The sequence below is a fragment of the Bacillus sp. KS1 genome (assembly GCF_020075515.1).
GTDB lineage: Bacteria > Bacillota > Bacilli > Bacillales > Bacillaceae > Bacillus > Bacillus velezensis.
Genome location: NZ_JACAWW010000027.1, coordinates 42567 through 58261 on the forward strand (window position 1 = coordinate 42567; position 15695 = coordinate 58261).

At 47.9% G+C, this 15695-nt stretch carries 13 protein-coding genes; all 13 read right to left on the reverse strand.

The genetic code is table 11. From position 1 onward, the window contains the following. Nucleotides 1-103: 103 nt before the first annotated feature. A complete protein-coding gene (locus HWY38_RS18760; RefSeq protein WP_224182383.1) occupies nucleotides 104-1690 on the reverse strand; it encodes an alpha-glucoside-specific PTS transporter subunit IIBC in 1587 nt (528 codons plus the stop codon). Between the two features lie 16 nt (nucleotides 1691-1706). After that, on the reverse strand, nucleotides 1707-2468 hold the full coding sequence (locus HWY38_RS18765; RefSeq protein WP_003155531.1) for a MurR/RpiR family transcriptional regulator: 762 nt from the start codon (nucleotides 2466-2468) through the stop codon (nucleotides 1707-1709). Nucleotides 2469-2536: 68 nt separating this feature from the next. Further along, entirely contained in the window at nucleotides 2537-3886 is a 1350-nt protein-coding gene (gene glvA / locus HWY38_RS18770) for a maltose-6'-phosphate glucosidase (RefSeq protein WP_007610111.1), read from the reverse strand. A gap of 170 nt (nucleotides 3887-4056) precedes the next feature. Further along, nucleotides 4057-4239 (reverse strand): H-type small acid-soluble spore protein, encoded by a 183-nt coding sequence (locus HWY38_RS18775; protein ID WP_003155535.1) that lies wholly within the window; start codon nucleotides 4237-4239, stop codon nucleotides 4057-4059. A 65-nt stretch (nucleotides 4240-4304) separates the two neighbouring features. After that, nucleotides 4305-6113 (reverse strand): sigma-54-dependent Fis family transcriptional regulator, encoded by a 1809-nt coding sequence (locus tag HWY38_RS18780; protein ID WP_224182384.1) that lies wholly within the window; start codon nucleotides 6111-6113, stop codon nucleotides 4305-4307. Nucleotides 6114-6219: 106 nt separating this feature from the next. Then, complete coding sequence (lpdA, locus tag HWY38_RS18785) at nucleotides 6220-7599, reverse strand: dihydrolipoyl dehydrogenase (RefSeq protein ID WP_224182385.1); 1380 nt, start codon at nucleotides 7597-7599, stop codon at nucleotides 6220-6222. 14 nt (nucleotides 7600-7613) lie between these two features. Continuing rightward, complete coding sequence (locus HWY38_RS18790; protein WP_224182386.1) at nucleotides 7614-8813, reverse strand: dihydrolipoamide acetyltransferase family protein; 1200 nt, start codon at nucleotides 8811-8813, stop codon at nucleotides 7614-7616. A gap of 14 nt (nucleotides 8814-8827) precedes the next feature. Beyond that, nucleotides 8828-9856, reverse strand: a complete 1029-nt coding sequence (gene acoB, locus HWY38_RS18795; RefSeq protein ID WP_224182387.1) for an acetoin:2,6-dichlorophenolindophenol oxidoreductase subunit beta — start codon at nucleotides 9854-9856, stop codon at nucleotides 8828-8830. Nucleotide 9857: 1 nt separating this feature from the next. Further along, complete coding sequence (gene acoA, locus HWY38_RS18800; protein WP_224182388.1) at nucleotides 9858-10859, reverse strand: acetoin:2,6-dichlorophenolindophenol oxidoreductase subunit alpha; 1002 nt, start codon at nucleotides 10857-10859, stop codon at nucleotides 9858-9860. 276 nt (nucleotides 10860-11135) lie between these two features. Next, a complete protein-coding gene (locus HWY38_RS18805; protein ID WP_224182389.1) occupies nucleotides 11136-11615 on the reverse strand; it encodes a DUF6884 domain-containing protein in 480 nt (159 codons plus the stop codon). A 145-nt stretch (nucleotides 11616-11760) separates the two neighbouring features. Continuing rightward, on the reverse strand, nucleotides 11761-12744 hold the full coding sequence (locus HWY38_RS18810; protein ID WP_007408522.1) for a tRNA dihydrouridine synthase: 984 nt from the start codon (nucleotides 12742-12744) through the stop codon (nucleotides 11761-11763). A gap of 785 nt (nucleotides 12745-13529) precedes the next feature. Continuing rightward, a complete protein-coding gene (locus HWY38_RS18815) occupies nucleotides 13530-13829 on the reverse strand; it encodes a YfzA family protein (RefSeq protein WP_224182390.1) in 300 nt (99 codons plus the stop codon). Between the two features lie 383 nt (nucleotides 13830-14212). Continuing rightward, entirely contained in the window at nucleotides 14213-15613 is a 1401-nt protein-coding gene (gene rlmD / locus HWY38_RS18820) for a 23S rRNA (uracil(1939)-C(5))-methyltransferase RlmD (RefSeq protein ID WP_044801999.1), read from the reverse strand. Nucleotides 15614-15695: the final 82 nt, after the last annotated feature.

The following is a 15695-nucleotide window of genomic DNA, read 5'->3' on the forward strand; positions in this document are numbered from 1 at the left end:
TATTTTATGCCTTTCCGGCAAATGAATAAAGAAATTTGGTGTGCCGTTTTTTCAATAATCTGCGAAAAAGATAAAACCTTCCCGGGGAGGGAAGGTTTTGACCTTATAGATCCAATTGCTGTTCAATGAGCTCCCGCATTTGCGGAACGCCTAATCCGACAATGACCTGAAGCGCCCTGCCTTTTCTGACGACCCCGTGGGCTCCCAGCTCTCTGAAATCGGCGTCACTTTTGACCTTTGATTCATCAGCGACAGTGACGCGGAGACGGGTGGCGCAGTTGGTGACCTCCGTAATATTGTCCTTTCCGCCCAGCGCTTCAATATACAAAGCGGCTGTATCCCGCTGTGTTTCGTCTGCCGCCGCTGTTTCTTTTGAAGCCTGCTTCCGTTCTCTGTACTCCTTTTTCGAATAGAGCTTTGTTTCCTGCCCTTCCTCTTTTTCTCTGCCCGGTGTGGCGATGTTGAATTTGAGAATGAGGAAACGGAAGACGAAAAAGTAAACAGCGGTAAAACACAACCCGATGATGATCTGGTATACATACGTCAAGCCGTGGCTTGACGCCAGCGGGATCCAGTTCAAGGTCGCAGCTTCGATCAAACCGCCTCCCATATTTCCGACGACGCCGGCCATATACATGACGGTTGCCATGGAAGCGGCAAGCAAAGCATGAACCGCAAATAAAAACGGCGAGATAAAAAGGAATGTAAATTCAATCGGCTCTGTAATTCCCGCGACAATGGACGTCAAGGTGACCGGGATCAATAGGCCGGCGACGATTTTTTTCTTTTCCTTTGAAGCCGTGGCGTAAAAAGCGAGCGCGATTCCCGGAATGCCGAAGATTTTCGAGTTTCCGTGAAGCGCGAAGCCCCCCTGCGGGAACAATTCTTTCAGCGGTTTGACGCTTTGAGAGTATTCCCCGAGATGCTGGGCCCAATAGGTGACGATACCGCCTTCAGCCACAGCCGGACCGTAAATAAACGGCGAGTAAATAAAATGATGCAGGCCGGTCGGAATTAAAATCCGCTCCAGGAATGTGTAAATCCACACGCCGATCGCCCCGGAAGAAACGAGAAAACTTTGCAGCGAGCCGATTCCGGACTGAACCATCGGCCATACGTATGCCACCGCAAGTGAAATCGGTATCATAATGAAGAAAGAAATGATAACGATGTATGAAGATCCTTGAAAAATCCCCAGAAAATCCGGCAGTTTTTTATCAAAATAACGATTGTGCAAATACACGACAATAGATGAAATAAAGATGGCGCCGATAATATTCGTATCAAGCGTTTTGATTCCGGCGATCATCGTCAGCCCGCTCGTTCCGCCGGCTTCCTGAGTCATATCGACGTGAAAAGCCCCGCCCCAAACCGTCAGAATCGCATTGATAAAGTAATTGAATGTCAGATAAACTGTAAGCGCTTCCAAACAAGCTCGCGCCTGCGCTTTTTTCGCTAAAGCGACAGGTATGCCGATCGCAAACAGGAGCGGCATTTGATTAAAGACGGTCCAGCCGCCCTGTTCAATGACGTACCAGCATTGATACCAAAGCCCGTCAGGATCAGCCAGCGGCCCCATCAGCGTTTTATTTTTAAACAGCGTACTCAGACCGACAATAATACCGGAAAATGCAAATAATAAAACAGGCACAAACATCGCGCTGCCGAAGCGCTGGACTTTTTGCATCATTTCACGTGACCTCCCGCTATTTATCAAAATTTTCAAGCTCTTTATAATCAACATATGCACGGAATAACGCTTCGCCCACCAGAAAAAACGGGGCAAATGCGACGATTTCCGTTTTATCGCTTAACGTCACCGGCTTGCTGGTCGCATAAAGATTATACGGCGTCGTTTGCGCCAGTACGTTGTTTTTCAGATTGGTGATTGAAATAAACGGAACTCCCTTTGCGGACAGGGTTCTTACCTGCGGAATTAATTCGGGTGTTTCGCCTGATAAAGAAATAATGATGAATACGTCATCAACCTTAAAATCATCACACATGATATTAAACTCTGTGATGTCCTGAATTAAAATCAGATACTTCCGCCGGGATACAAACATCCGCTGCAGCTCACGGGCGCACACCCTCTGAGCCGTCCCCGATCCGTAAACGAAAATCCGTTTTGCTTCATCTATCAGCCGGCACATCTCCGTCATATCTTTTGACTTCACATATTTTACATTGGCTTCAATATCATCCAGCAGCTTTTCAAACGTCATATTCTCGCCCTCTTCAGGCTGATCCTCCCATTTCAGAAAAACCCGGAATTCACTGTAGCCGCTGAAGCCCAGTTTTTGGGCGAGCCGCAGGATGGAAGACCGAGAGACATTGCAGGCTTTCGCCATGTCATTGATACCGAGATGGTAGCACGTATGTTTATGATTCAATATATATTTTAAAATATAAAAATCGTTGTCATTTAATTTCGCGTAATGCTGGTTAACCAGTTCTTCAAGACTCATCCCAAAAATCCCCCCGTTTTCTTTCTATTATATAGAATAACAGATAAAGAAAACGGGGAAGATTGTCATCAGGAAATAGGAGACGGACTCACATCAAGCTCAGGCCAGTAGTCCTTATTAGCCTCCATCAGATCTTCAAGAATCAGTCTTGCCACACGGGCATTCGGCACTGTTTTTGACAGGATCAGCGCCTGCCACAGCTTTTGAAATGACCGCTCTTCCCACGCTTCAGCCGTCAGTTTTTCGACAGACACCTGCTGTTCCATCAGGCCTTTTTGAAATTGCGGTATATTCCCGACTGAGAGGGGTTCCGGTCCGTTTGAGCCTACGAGACAAGGAATCTCAACCATAGCTGATGGATCAAAGTTTGCGATCGCGCCGTTATTTTCAACGATTAACAGCATTCTCTCCCCGGTGTTGTAAGCGATGGCCCGGGCAAGGTCGACGATATATGAAGCATGATCATCAATTTTAATTTCACTGTTCTCCGATGATTGTTCGCGCGTAATCATATCGCATTGGCTGAAAATGAAAGCTTCGCGCCCTTCCATAACTTCATTGGCTCTCGTATGGTTCGGGTTTGATTTTTTCACCATATCATCCGGGAATAAGTAATATTGCAGATATGTGTTCGGGAGCGTATCCGGATCAGCCGCCTGTACGTCGCGCGCTTTTTTGAATGTGTCATTCCAGCTTGCTTCAGTCTGTTCGGCCTCCGTCTTCGGAACGTAGCCGTATTCACGGACATGCTCTTTCAGCTTCGGCATTAAATCATTGCCATGCCGGTCTGTGATGGACGTCCACCAGCCAAAGTGGTTTAAGCCGTAGTAACGGACGTTCATTTCTTTTCGTGAAGATAATCCGAGGATGTTCGCCATGCGATCCTCAATTCCGACCGGCATGTCGCAGATGTTCAATATTTTTGAATTCGGTCTGAGGCGTCGTGTAGCTTCAGCCACGATCGCCGCCGGATTGGAGTAATTCAGCATCCATGCGTCAGGCGAGTACGTTTCCATATAATCAAGAATCTCCAGAACACCGCCGATAGAGCGCATGCCGTATGCGATTCCGCCCGGCCCGCATGTTTCCTGGCCGACCACGCCGTACTTCAGCGGGATTTGTTCATCAAGCGCGCGCATCGCATATTTTCCGACGCGGATATGCGCCATGACGAAGTCAACATCCGTAAAAGCCGTCTCTGGGTCATCAGTCGCCAAAAATTCAATGTCCGGCGCTTTTTCTTTTATGAATACCTCACACGCACCCGCAATCCGCTCCTGCCTTTCTTTATCATTGTCATAAAGTTTCAGCTTTCTGATCGGAAACTCTTCCAGGTGATTCAAAAGCATTAATACAATTCCGGGGGTAAATGTGCTGCCGCCGCCTGCAATAACGATTGAGAATGATTTGTCTGTCATGTGAAGCCCTCCTCTGATAACGTTTACATTTCATTTATATCATGAGAAGGTCCGATCTGTACCGGGTTTGGAGGAGTTAGATCATTTAATCATTTTTAGTTATTTTTCTCAAAAAGCGGGAAAGTTCCCACAGGTACGAAAGAGGCCTGCTGTCATCAGCAGACCCATTCTCAAAAATGCTCTTGTAAATCAGAAAGCAGCACTTCCTGCTCAAATTGAGGATTTCCGATCGGAAAAATCCTGGCTGTTTCCTTGTCTTCGTTGACATGCTGAATATAAATCGGAACTCCTTCATACGTCACATACGCCATGGCGGCGGATTCCGAAATGTCTTTCGCACGCTGTGTATTCACGTCTCAAACCTCCTTTAGACCTCACACATAACGTGTCCGGCCGCCAAGAGAAGTATGCTTGTTTCTTACAATTGTCCGGCGGTAAGTTTGAATTTTTTGAGGCGTTTGTAAAACGTGCTCCGCGGGATTCCGGCCATTTTGGCGGCCAGCGTGACATTCCCCTTCGCCGATTCAAGCGCGTTTACGATGATGTTTTTCTGAATGTGCTCCCGGATGGAGACGGGGGACGCTTCTTCCTGTTCATAAGACTCGGCCGCCTCTTTAAGACCTGACGCTTCAAGCAGGGCTGCGATGGGGCGTTCTGACAGCCGTCCGTCCGGGAACATGACGGAAAGACGTTCAAATACATTAAACAATTCCCTGATATTCCCCGGCCATTTCCGGCTCTTTAATAGGTCTAAAAAGTCATCAGGAAGCTCCCCGCGCCAGCCGTGATTTCGCTGAAATTCAAGGAAGAGGCCGGGAATGTCTTCGGTGCGTTCTCTTAATGGAGGGAGATGGATCGGACAGACGTGAAGCCGGTAAAATAAATCTTCTCTCAGCTTTTTGCATTCGACAAGCTGTCTCAGATCAGTGTGGGTGGCAGTGATGATTCTGATGTCAACGGGAATCTCTTTTGTCCCGCCGACCGGGGTGACTTTCCGTTCCTGCAGCACCCGTAACAGAGCGACCTGCATGGAGTGTGATATTTCTCCGATTTCATCGAGGAAAAGCGTGCCTTTATCGGCTTTTTGCAAAGCGCCGTTATGTCCTTTCCGTTTGGCCCCGGTGAAGGCGCCTTCCGAGTAGCCGAACAGTTCGCTTTCAATCAGCTTTTCGGGGACCGCTCCGCAATTGACGGCGATAAACGGGCCGTTTTTCCTGGAGCTGTTGTTATGAATCGCCCGGGCGGCAACCTCCTTTCCCGTCCCGGTTTCTCCCGTAAGACAAACGGTTGCGTCCGTTCGGGCGACAAGCTCCAGCTGCTGAAGCATATGTCGGGATGACGGGCTTTTGCCTGCCGCACCATGGAATATAAAAGACGGCTTTTCTTCTCGTTTGGATAAGTAAATGCACGAGAAGCCGTTCTCCTCCCGCTTCGCCTGCTTGATGTGAAAGCCCTGTTCCTCAAGCTCGCGCAGCGTATGTCCGGTAAAATGCTGAACGGGACGGCTTGCAGCGATAACCCTGCTCATTTCATTGCAAAGCACGATCGGATCGTGTGACCGGGTCAGCCCGGCGAATTTGCTGATCATGTCAAGTTCTGTCATTTTGATCTTTAGGGCAAGCTCCCGTTCCGCCGTATAAGCGATGGAGGAGGCAATTCCGAGCATAAAAGGCTGAGCGCGGGCGGCGGGGCAGGAAATATCAATGACACCCGCCAGCCGCCCGTCTTCATAACGGATGGGCGCGGCGGAACAGCTCCAGTGATGAGAAGCGAGTGAATAATGTTCAGAGCCGTGTATCATGACCGGCTCATTTGTATAAAGAGCCGTCCCGATCGCATTCGTGCCGACGGCCGTTTCCGTCCAGCGGGCGCCTTTTAAGAAATTGATGCGGTTCGCTTCATGAATGGTGCGCGGGTGGCCGTCAACTGAATGGACAACGCCGTCTGAATCAATCAGGAGGACCATCATTTCCATTTCCCGCATTGCCGTTTTCATTCTTTCTGCATGAGGCATTGAGGCTGCTAAAAATAACGCATGCTTCTCGGCCTGCCTTTCTAAATGATCTGCCGGCATTACATTCGGCCCCTTTTCGAGATAAGGGTTGACGTCGGCTTTTTTGCAGCGGTGCCATGAGGCAGCCACCCGCTTCTGAATACGGGATTCATCGAGCACGCCTTCTTTCACAAAGCGCTTCCAGGTTTTAAAATCATTCCGAATGACATTCATTGTATTCGCTCCCCCCTGTTCAGACCATCTTTTCATATATTGTAGGGGAAAAATAAAGCGCTTTCAATGAAAAATACCCCTTCTCATCTGAGAAAGGGTATTCCGGTTATACGGAATGCACCGCAAGTCCGGTGACATTCAGCAGGGCTTCCTGAAGCGTTTCTGACAGAGTCGGATGCGCCGCGATAAAGTGCTCCGACATATCCGCCGTCATTTCACCGTTCATCATCATGACCGCCTGACCGATCAATTCCGTCACGTCCGGCCCGATCATTGACACGCCGACGATTTCTCCGAATTCCGGTTCGGCAATGATTTTCATTTTGCCGCCATGCTGATGTTTAATTAACGCTTTTCCGTTAGCAGAAAATGAGCATTCTCCGATTTTTACATCTCCGTATGTCTCTCTCGCCTGTGTTTCCGTCAGCCCGACAGCGGCCATTTCCGGTGATGTATAAATACAGCGGGGCACCGCCCGCATATTGACTTTGCTGTCCTTTCCCGAGGCATGCGCGGCGGCTGTGATTCCTTCATGAATGGCGGCATGCGCGAGCTGCATTCCTCCGGCCGCATCGCCGCATGCGTATATATGAGGCACATTGGTCTGCATATGGTCATTGACTTCAATGCCGCGCGGAGAATAGCGGATGCCGGCCTGCTCCAGATTCAGCTCTTGCAAACGCGGTTTTCTCCCGATTGCAACCAAAACGTGATCAGCCTGAGCCTCAATTTCTTTGCCGTCTTTTGTCCACACGGCGGTTTTCCTTTCTTTGTCAATCCGTTGAAGGACGGCTTTTGTCTGAATATCAGCCCCGCTGTCTCTTAAAGAGTCTTCGAAAACGGCAGCGATTTCCCCGTCTTCTGCCGGGAGCAGCCGGTCAGCCGATTCAATCACCGTCACTTTCGTTTTAAACCGGCTGAATAAAGAGGCAAATTCACAGCCGATCACACCTCCCCCGACAATAAGCAGGGAAGAAGGGATTTTCTGTAAAGAAAGCGCGTCTTTGCTGTCGATCACCCAATCGCCGTCAAATGGGGCAAACGGCAGCTCCGCCGGTTCAGATCCGGATGCAATCAATATCCGATCCGCTTCCAGAATGTCTTTTGCGCCTCCTTCTCCTTTAACAAGCAATGTCTGCTCTGTGAGAAATGAAGCTGTCCCGCTGATGACTTTAATCTGATTTGCTTTCATTAAGTATTGAATTCCCTGCACGAGCTGGCTGACGATTTGCCGTTTGCGCCCCTGCATGCGGGCCCAATTGAGTGTAATGTTTTGCGGCAGTTCGATGCCGAATGTATCTGCGTGCCTGATTTTATCAAGCACATTCGCGCTTTCCAAAAGCGACTTTGTCGGGATGCATCCCTCATTGAGACAAGTGCCTCCGAGCGGCCCTTTGTCGATCAGAACGACTTCTTCTCCCCTCCGCGCGGCAGTCACGGCAGCTGCATATCCGGCAGGCCCGCCGCCGATAATGGCTAGTGTCAATCTCTTCACCCTCTCTATAAAATCAATCCGGCCGGCTCTTCAAGCAGCGCTTTGACCGTTTTCAGGAAGTCCGCAGCCGGTGCGCCGTCACATACTCTGTGATCAAAGGTAAGGCTCAGCGGCAGCATGGTGCTTTTGACAAGCTCATCTCCTTTAAACGCAGGCGTTTCATAGCTTGCGCCTACTCCGAGAATACCGGCTTCAGGCGGATTAAGAATCGGGGTGAAATGCTCAATTCCGTAACCCCCGAGATTTGTAATAGAAAATGTCGATCCGTGCAGATCATCTCCGGAAGCATTGCCTTCCCGCGCCCGGCGTGCCGATGTGCTGATGTGATCCGCAAGCTCAAGGAATGAAAGCTTTTCCGCATCCCGGATCACCGGCACGACGAGACCGTTTTCAAGAGAAACCGCCATCCCGAGGTGGACATATGGATAGGTGATGATCCGCTCCTCTTGATAAGAGCTGTTCAGCTCAGGATGCTGTTTCAGCGCAAGCACCGCAGCCCGGGATACGAAATGTGTGACCGTCAGTTTAACACCGCTCCGCTTTTTCGCGCTGTCGGCGAGCTGCTGCTGCCATTTTACAAGCTCCGTAATGTCCGCTTTCATCGTCAGCGTCAGCTGGGCGCTGTTTTGCAGGCTTTTGTGCATTCGGTCTGCAATCACTTTTCTCATCGCTGAAGCCGTTTTTCCCTCCGGCTGTGCCGTCTGAACCGAAGACTGCGGTTCAGGTTCCGTCTTCATTGCCTTGATGACGTCAGCTTTTACGATTCTGCCTCCGGGCCCCGTCCCGTTCAGCGTATCAACTTTCAACCCGGCTTTCTCCGCCATTTTTCGGGCAACGGGAGATATTTTCACGCGGTGTTTACGCTTTTGCACGGCTTTGGGAGCAGGAATATGTTCAGATTCAGGTTCAGATTGCGGTTTCCCTGCATTTTCAGGAGCCGGCGCCTCCTTCTCCCGCACTTCTTCGCCGTTTTCCCCGATATAACAGATGGGCGTTCCCGGCGGGACTCCTTCTCCCTCTTTGACTTTAATGTGAAGAAGCGTGCCGCTTTCAGGCGCTTCTATTTCCATTTCTATTTTTTCCGAGTTGATGCTGGCGATGCTTTCTCCCTTTTCAACCGGGTCGCCGACTTTTTTATTCCAGACGGATACTTCACCTTGCTTCATCGCCATTCCCAGCTTCGGCATTACTACTTTTACAGCCATTCTATATCCCTCCTTTAATTCATTGCCGGCTCGCCAAGCAATTCAAGCGTGACGCTGACAATTTTATCTGGTGTCGGCAAATATTGATCTTCAAGCACCGGCGAAAACGGCACCGGTGTATGCGGCGCTGTAATCCGCTTAATCGGCGCATCAAGCAAATCAAAGCCCTTATCGGCGACAATCGCAGCAATATCCGTGGCGATGCTGCAGCGCGGATTGGCTTCGTCAATGATGATCAGCCGGTTTGTTTTTTCTAACGATGTGAAAATCGCTTCCTCATCTAAAGGAGACAGACTCCGGGGATCAAGCACCTCGGCGTCGATGCCTTTCTCAGAAAGCTGTGCAGCCGCTTCAAGCGCGGTGTTGACCTGCTTGCCAACCGCAAACAGCGTGATGTCGCTGCCTTCGCGTTTGATATCCGCTTTTCCGAGCGGAATTGTATAATAATCTTCCGGCACCTCGCCCTTCATGTTGTAGGACGTTTTGTCTTCAAAAAAGAATACCGGATCATTGTCTTCTATTGCCGAAAGCAGCAAACCTTTGGCGTCATATGGATTGGACGGCACAACCGTCTTCAGACCCGGGATGCTGGTGAACAGGCCATACAGCGCCTGCGAATGCTGAGCGGCTGCCCGGAACCCGGCTCCGTATGTGGTGCGGACGGTGATCGGCACTTGCGCTTTACCGCCGAACATATAGCGGAATTTCGCCCCTTGGTTGATCACTTGGTCAAAGCACGTTCCGATAAAATCGTTAAACATCAGTTCCGCAATCGGTCTCAGCCCCGTGGATGCCGCAGCCATGGCCGCACCCATGTAGCCCGCCTCAGAAATCGGTGTGTCCAGCACTCGGCTGCGCCCGAATTCCTGTACAAGCCCCTTTGTGACCCCGAGTACACCGCCCCATGCTTCATCATCCTGCAAATGATCGACCGCCGCTCCCCCGGCGACATCTTCACCGATTACAAGCACATTGTCGTCTTTTCTCATCGCAAGCTTCATTGCTTCATTGATCGCGTCCGACATGCTTATGACTCTCGCCATCTCACATTCCCCCTTTTTCATATGACACGTAGACGTCTGTCAACAGCTCCGACTCTTTCGGATATGGACTCTTGTCGCTGAACGAGACGGCTTTTTCAATCGATTCGCTGACACGCTGTTCGATGTCTGACAGTTTATTTGCATCTGTTTCTTTTAGAAGATAGTCTTTAAAGCCTTGAATGGCATCCTTTTCTTCAAGATGCTCAGTCTTTTCATCCTTTGTTTTATAAGTTTGGGCATCTCCTTCGAAATGTCCGTAGTTTCTGTAAGTCATACATTCAATCAAAGACGGGCCTCCGCCGTTTCTTGCTCTTTCTATCGCTTCCCCGGCTGCCTGATAAACTGCTAAAATATCTTTTCCGTCCACCGTGACCCCTGGCATGTTGTAGGCAGCCGCCCGATCGGCGATTGAATCACAGGCTGACGCGTACTCAAATGTGGTGGCTTCGCCGTAGCCGTTGTTTTCGGCGATGAACACGACAGGAAGGTTCCATACTGCCGCTAAGTTCAGCCCTTCATGGAAGGTCCCTTGGTTATTGGCTCCGTCTCCAAAGAAGCAAACGCTTACATTTTTAGTTTGTTTATATTTAGCCGTGAGCGCTGATCCGCATGCGAGCGTAAAGCCGCCCCCGACGATTCCATTTGCGCCTAACATGCCTTTATCAAGATCCGCAATGTGCATAGAACCGCCTTTTCCTTTACACAGTCCGGTCGCTTTTCCGAATATTTCCGCCATCATGCCGTCCAGATCACAGCCTTTGGCGATACAATGGCCATGTCCCCTGTGCGTGCTTGTAATGCTGTCGCCATCATCTAAATGAGCGCACACGCCTGCAGCTACCGCTTCTTCACCGGCATACAAATGGACGAATCCGGGAAGCACTCCTTGCGCGAACAGTTCATGCACTTTGTCTTCAAAGCCCCTGATTTCCAGCATCTTTTGGTACATCCACAGCGCTTTCTCCTCAGTTAATGACAAGCCTTCTCGTTTTAACAATTCCATTTTGTGCGCCTCCTTCTATTTAGGGTTCACATATATAAATGCAAGAAGTGTGCCAGCCTTTGGAGCCCGGAAAATGAATGTTTTTATTTTTACACCGGAGACAGTTTGAGACAGGTGTCTCATTTTGTCTCGATCTGTTCTCTTTGTCTCGTTTTATGGCATACAAAAAAGACCGGGCATCACCCTGTCTTTGACAATGATCGACGTATTTATTTCCTCGGAAATCTTTTAACTGCTTCATTCTTCTGCATACAGTCTATCGCGGCGTTTGAGTGGTTATACTCTTTTTTCATATCCGCGTGCTTGCAGTTCATGCTTTTCTTCAACAGCCCGATTCAGCGCTTGAAGCATGTAGCCAATGCCTTTATACGATGACAAAGGCCAGGTGATATGCTGATGCTCTCCGATGACGGCGTTTAGGACGCTTCGGTATTTTTTCCCGCCAAGCATGACAAGCTCTTCGATGTCGGAAAAGCCTTTTTCATGAAATTGACGGCGCAGCTCGTCCGCTGCCATGATCTCCGGATGACCGGTTCCAAAAGTGACATCGTAATTTCCTGGAACAATATCATCCGGACGAAGGAATCCGTGCTTCGCCGACAAAATCACCCACTCATCGAAAAATGCTTTCGCATATTGCTCGCACGCCTGGTGAAACGGGCTGAGATAAGCGTCTTCCGCCCTTACCGGCCCTGTATCTGAATGGACATCCCAAATTTTTTTCTTGCCGCAGGGGATGATGCACAGTCGTTTCATTTTTCTCTCCCCCTTTATGATGTATCTCCTATCAATGTACCATTATTCGTTTATTTCTGCATGACGGATATGTCTCGGTAAAAGCTGCACACAAAAAGACCCGGAATTCAAACCGAACTCCGGGCCGGATGAAGAGTTGTTTATGTCACTCTTGCTCCATCCCATCAAGATACTTTCTCTCAAAGTCATCGAGCAATGCACGCACTTCATCTGTTGACTTTGTATTCATGCATTGATTTCTTAATTCACTTGCTCCCCGGAATCCGCGGAGATATATCTTGAAAAAGCGAGGGAGCGGTTTATATGCTCGAGCTTCTGCTTTTGAATATTCATCATGAAGATCCAGATGCAATCTCAAAAGATCAAGCAATTCCTTACTGCTATGCTCTCTCGGCTCCTTTTCAAAGGCAAATGGATTAGTAAAAATGCCTCGTCCAATCATAATCCCGTCAACACCGTATTGTTCAGCGAGTTTCAAGCCGGTTTCACGGTCAGGAATATCCCCATTGATCGTCAAAAGGGTATCCGGCGCTATCTCATCACGAAGTTTCTTGATTTCCGGGATGAGCTCCCAATGCGCATCTACTTTACTCATTTCCGCTCTTGTACGCAGATGAATGGAAAGATTCGCAATGTCTTGTTTCAGTATGTGTGTCAGCCAGCCTCGCCATTCGTCTATATCCGTGTAGCCGAGTCTGGTCTTCACACTTACCGGCAGACCCCCTGCTTTCGCCGCCTGTATTAATTCGGCTGCAACTTCAGGACGGCAAATCAGGCCGCTTCCCTTTCCATTCCCCGCCACATTAGGTACAGGACAGCCCATATTGATATCCAGGCCCTTAAACCCTAATTCCGCCATCCCAATACTCATTTGGCGAAAGTTTTCAGGCTTATCTCCCCATATGTGGGCAACCATCGGCTGTTCATCCTCCGTGAAAGTCAAACGGCCGCGCACACTATCCTTCCCATCCGGGTGACAATAGCTTTCTGAGTTTGTAAACTCTGTGAAAAACACATCAGGTCTGCCTGCTTCACTCACAACATGGCGAAAAACGACATCCGTCACATCTTCCATTGGTGCCAGTACAAAAAATGGCCGCGGTAATTCACGCCAGAAATTATCTGTCATAACAAATCCAAATCCTTTCATGATGGGATACAGCCAAACCTTTATCCCAAAATTAAAAACTGGCCATGCTTCTTTTACACTTATAGCATGTGTCAGCACTTCTTATCAAACGATAGTAAATTTTGAACATTTCACTTTTTACACGTTAAAAAGTGAAAAGCAAACTGAAGTAGAATAGATATGATAGAACACCTTACAACTCCTTAACCATATAATCGGTTCGAAAGAGAAAAAAGTGTGCTGATTATCTACACCTATTTTTTTATTTATATTGTGGTTTATTAATAGTAGCGCTGACCTTCATCTTTCTTAGCGGCCTTACTTTTGCTCTTTTTGGACAAAAAGGATTCCAACCTAAATAGAATATCATAAGAGTTCTCCCTATTACCAATGCAAAATAATTGTCCTGTTATCGAAGATAAAATATTTAACGCTGCACCATATCCGTATCTCAATATCATTTGCGGAAAAATAATTTGATTAAGCAAATGGGGTTGGGGCGGTATATCTGAGTACTCAAGAGAATGTAAAAAGTTAACTTACCGCTTGTGAATCACATGGAGTAAAGAGGATGGGATGGGAAGAGAAAATAAACTCGAACTTAACAGAATTCAAGAATTTCAATCTGGTATGTTAATATCTTTATACAATCACCTATATATGTTTGTATAAGGTTACGATTCGGTAATCCTGATCCAAAACCAATAAAATAGACTGCTGACTAAGTGCCGCAGTCTTCATTCATAAGATTAATAAGAAAGTTTCTTTCATCATTAAATAAGGCATCAGAAGTTATGGCTTTCATTTCGAATATCCTTTGTTATACCTGTGATTATGTGTATAACAGTGAAAACCCCCAAGAAAACAGTGACAATATTAAACCATGGATTACCATAGAATGAAAGATATGTTTGAAAGAAATCCAGTTCAGCTATGTTTGCTGGGAATCCATTCATTTCTCTATAATTAGGACCCCATCCCGTTAATACTGCAAAATTAAAATAAAGCTGTGAAACTAAAAATGCCAACAACGTTTGAAACCAACTTCTTTTAAATAACGGTCGTTTTTTGTTTACTTTATCCATTTCCTTTTCTCCAATACTTTTTAGCAAGTGACAATCTAACATCATTATATGATGAAGCATGATTGTCGCGATAATTACTTATTAAAGAAGTTTACAAAATATTAACTGAAATTACAAGTATTCACGGAACTTGAACGACTTGTTATTGCTTCTGGTTCACAACAATATCTTCATATTTTTCTGTAATGCCGTTTCCAAACGGAAAAAAGAAAGTGTTAATAGAAAGCAGCCTGCTTGGCTGTTTTTCACTTGCTTTTCCATACGTTTTTTCAACTCTTTTTATCAGTTAAATAAAGACAGTCAGGACAAGGTTTGCGCATGAAAAGACCCGGAAATCGGAAATGTTTATACCGAAATCCAGGTCTGATTACGAATTGTTTATTTTAGTTAGACGATTTCAACACAAGCTTCGCCACGGCTTCCACATGAGCCGTCTGCGGAAACATATCCACAGGCTGAATATATTCGACGCGATAGTCCTTCGACAGCGTCTGCAAGTCTTTCGCCAGTGTGGAAGGATTGCAGGATACGTAGACGAAGCGCTTCGGTTTTACTTTTTTGATGGTATCTAAAAATGTTCTGTCACAGCCCGTTCTCGGCGGGTCGACGATGACCACGTCAGGACGGAAGCCTTCTTTCGTCCATTTCGGGAGCCAGTGTTCGGCTGTTCCTGTGACATATGCCGCGTTTTTGATGCCGTGTTTTTTGGCGTTTTTCTTCGCATCATCAATTGATTCTTTAATGACGTCCATGCCGCGGATCTCTTTTGCGCCGCTTGAAACCCACATGCCGATCGTACCGACGCCGCAATACGCGTCTACGACTTTTTCTTTTCCTGTCAGCTGAGCCGCTTGTTTCACTTCGTCATACAGCTTGACCGTCTGCTCAGGGTTGAGCTGGAAGAAGGCGCGGGCGCTCAGTTCAAATGACACGTCACCGAGCACTTCTTGAATGGCATGGCTTCCGGCCAGCGCTTGTGTTTTGTCACCGAAAATGACGGATGTGCGCGCGCCATTGACGTTTTGAATAATCGATTTCACTTCCGGCAGACGGTTCTGAATGGCTTTGACGATCTCGTCTTTATTCGGCAGTGTCTCTTTCGCGGTGACAAGCACGACCTGCACCTCGCCTGTTTCAAAACCGACTCTCGTCACGATGGTGCGGACATCGCCTTTTTTGGTCCGTTCGTTATAAACGGATACGTTGTGTTTTTCCAAAATACGGCGGACGATACCCGTTGTTTTGTTTGTCGCCGGATGCTGGACAATGCATTCCTTAATCGGGACGATTTTATGGGAATCAAGTCCGTATAAGCCGGCAATGATGCTGCCGCTTTGCGAGCGTCCGACTTGGAACTGGCTTTTGTTCCGGTAATTCCAAGGGTTGTCCATTCCGATCGTATCTTTAATGTTCATTTCTTCGACATTGAATCTCGTATGACGTTCCAGAGACTGAATGACGATGTCGCGTTTTTCGCGAAGCTGCTGGGTGTATGCCAGATGCTGAAGCTGACAGCCGCCGCACTGGTCGTAGACCGGGCATGGCGGCGTGACGCGGTGTTCAGACGGCTTGCGGATTTTTTTGACGCGTGCTTCTGAAAATTTCGGCTGCACATTTGTCGCTTCGGCAACGACTTCTTCCCCGGGCAGAGCGCCGGGTACGAAGACAACTTTTTTCTTAAAATAGCCGACGCCCTCTCCGTTAATGCCGAGACGTTTGATGGTCAGCGGAAATGTCTGTCCGATTTTCAATTCGGCAGGCGCCTTTTTTTGATGTTGATTCACGTTTTTTTCTCTCCGTTTCTATATAAAGCCTTTCTCATGGGAAAACGGCTGATTTGAAATATCACATCTTTTCAGTATAACA

Excerpts from the sequence above, each read along its gene's own strand:
- HWY38_RS18760 (WP_224182383.1), bottom strand. The coding sequence starts at position 1,690 with ATGATGCAAAAAGTCCAGCGCTTCGGCAGCGCGATGTTTGTGCCTGTT.
- HWY38_RS18765 (WP_003155531.1), bottom strand. The coding sequence starts at position 2,468 with ATGAGTCTTGAAGAACTGGTTAACCAGCATTACGCGAAATTAAATGAC.
- glvA (WP_007610111.1), bottom strand. The coding sequence starts at position 3,886 with ATGACAGACAAATCATTCTCAATCGTTATTGCAGGCGGCGGCAGCACA.
- HWY38_RS18780 (WP_224182384.1), bottom strand. The coding sequence starts at position 6,113 with ATGAATGTCATTCGGAATGATTTTAAAACCTGGAAGCGCTTTGTGAAA.
- HWY38_RS18790 (WP_224182386.1), bottom strand. The coding sequence starts at position 8,813 with ATGGCTGTAAAAGTAGTAATGCCGAAGCTGGGAATGGCGATGAAGCAA.
- acoB (WP_224182387.1), bottom strand. The coding sequence starts at position 9,856 with ATGGCGAGAGTCATAAGCATGTCGGACGCGATCAATGAAGCAATGAAG.
- acoA (WP_224182388.1), bottom strand. The coding sequence starts at position 10,859 with ATGGAATTGTTAAAACGAGAAGGCTTGTCATTAACTGAGGAGAAAGCG.
- HWY38_RS18805 (WP_224182389.1), bottom strand. The coding sequence starts at position 11,615 with ATGAAACGACTGTGCATCATCCCCTGCGGCAAGAAAAAAATTTGGGAT.
- HWY38_RS18810 (WP_007408522.1), bottom strand. The coding sequence starts at position 12,744 with ATGACAGATAATTTCTGGCGTGAATTACCGCGGCCATTTTTTGTACTG.
- HWY38_RS18815 (WP_224182390.1), bottom strand. The coding sequence starts at position 13,829 with ATGGATAAAGTAAACAAAAAACGACCGTTATTTAAAAGAAGTTGGTTT.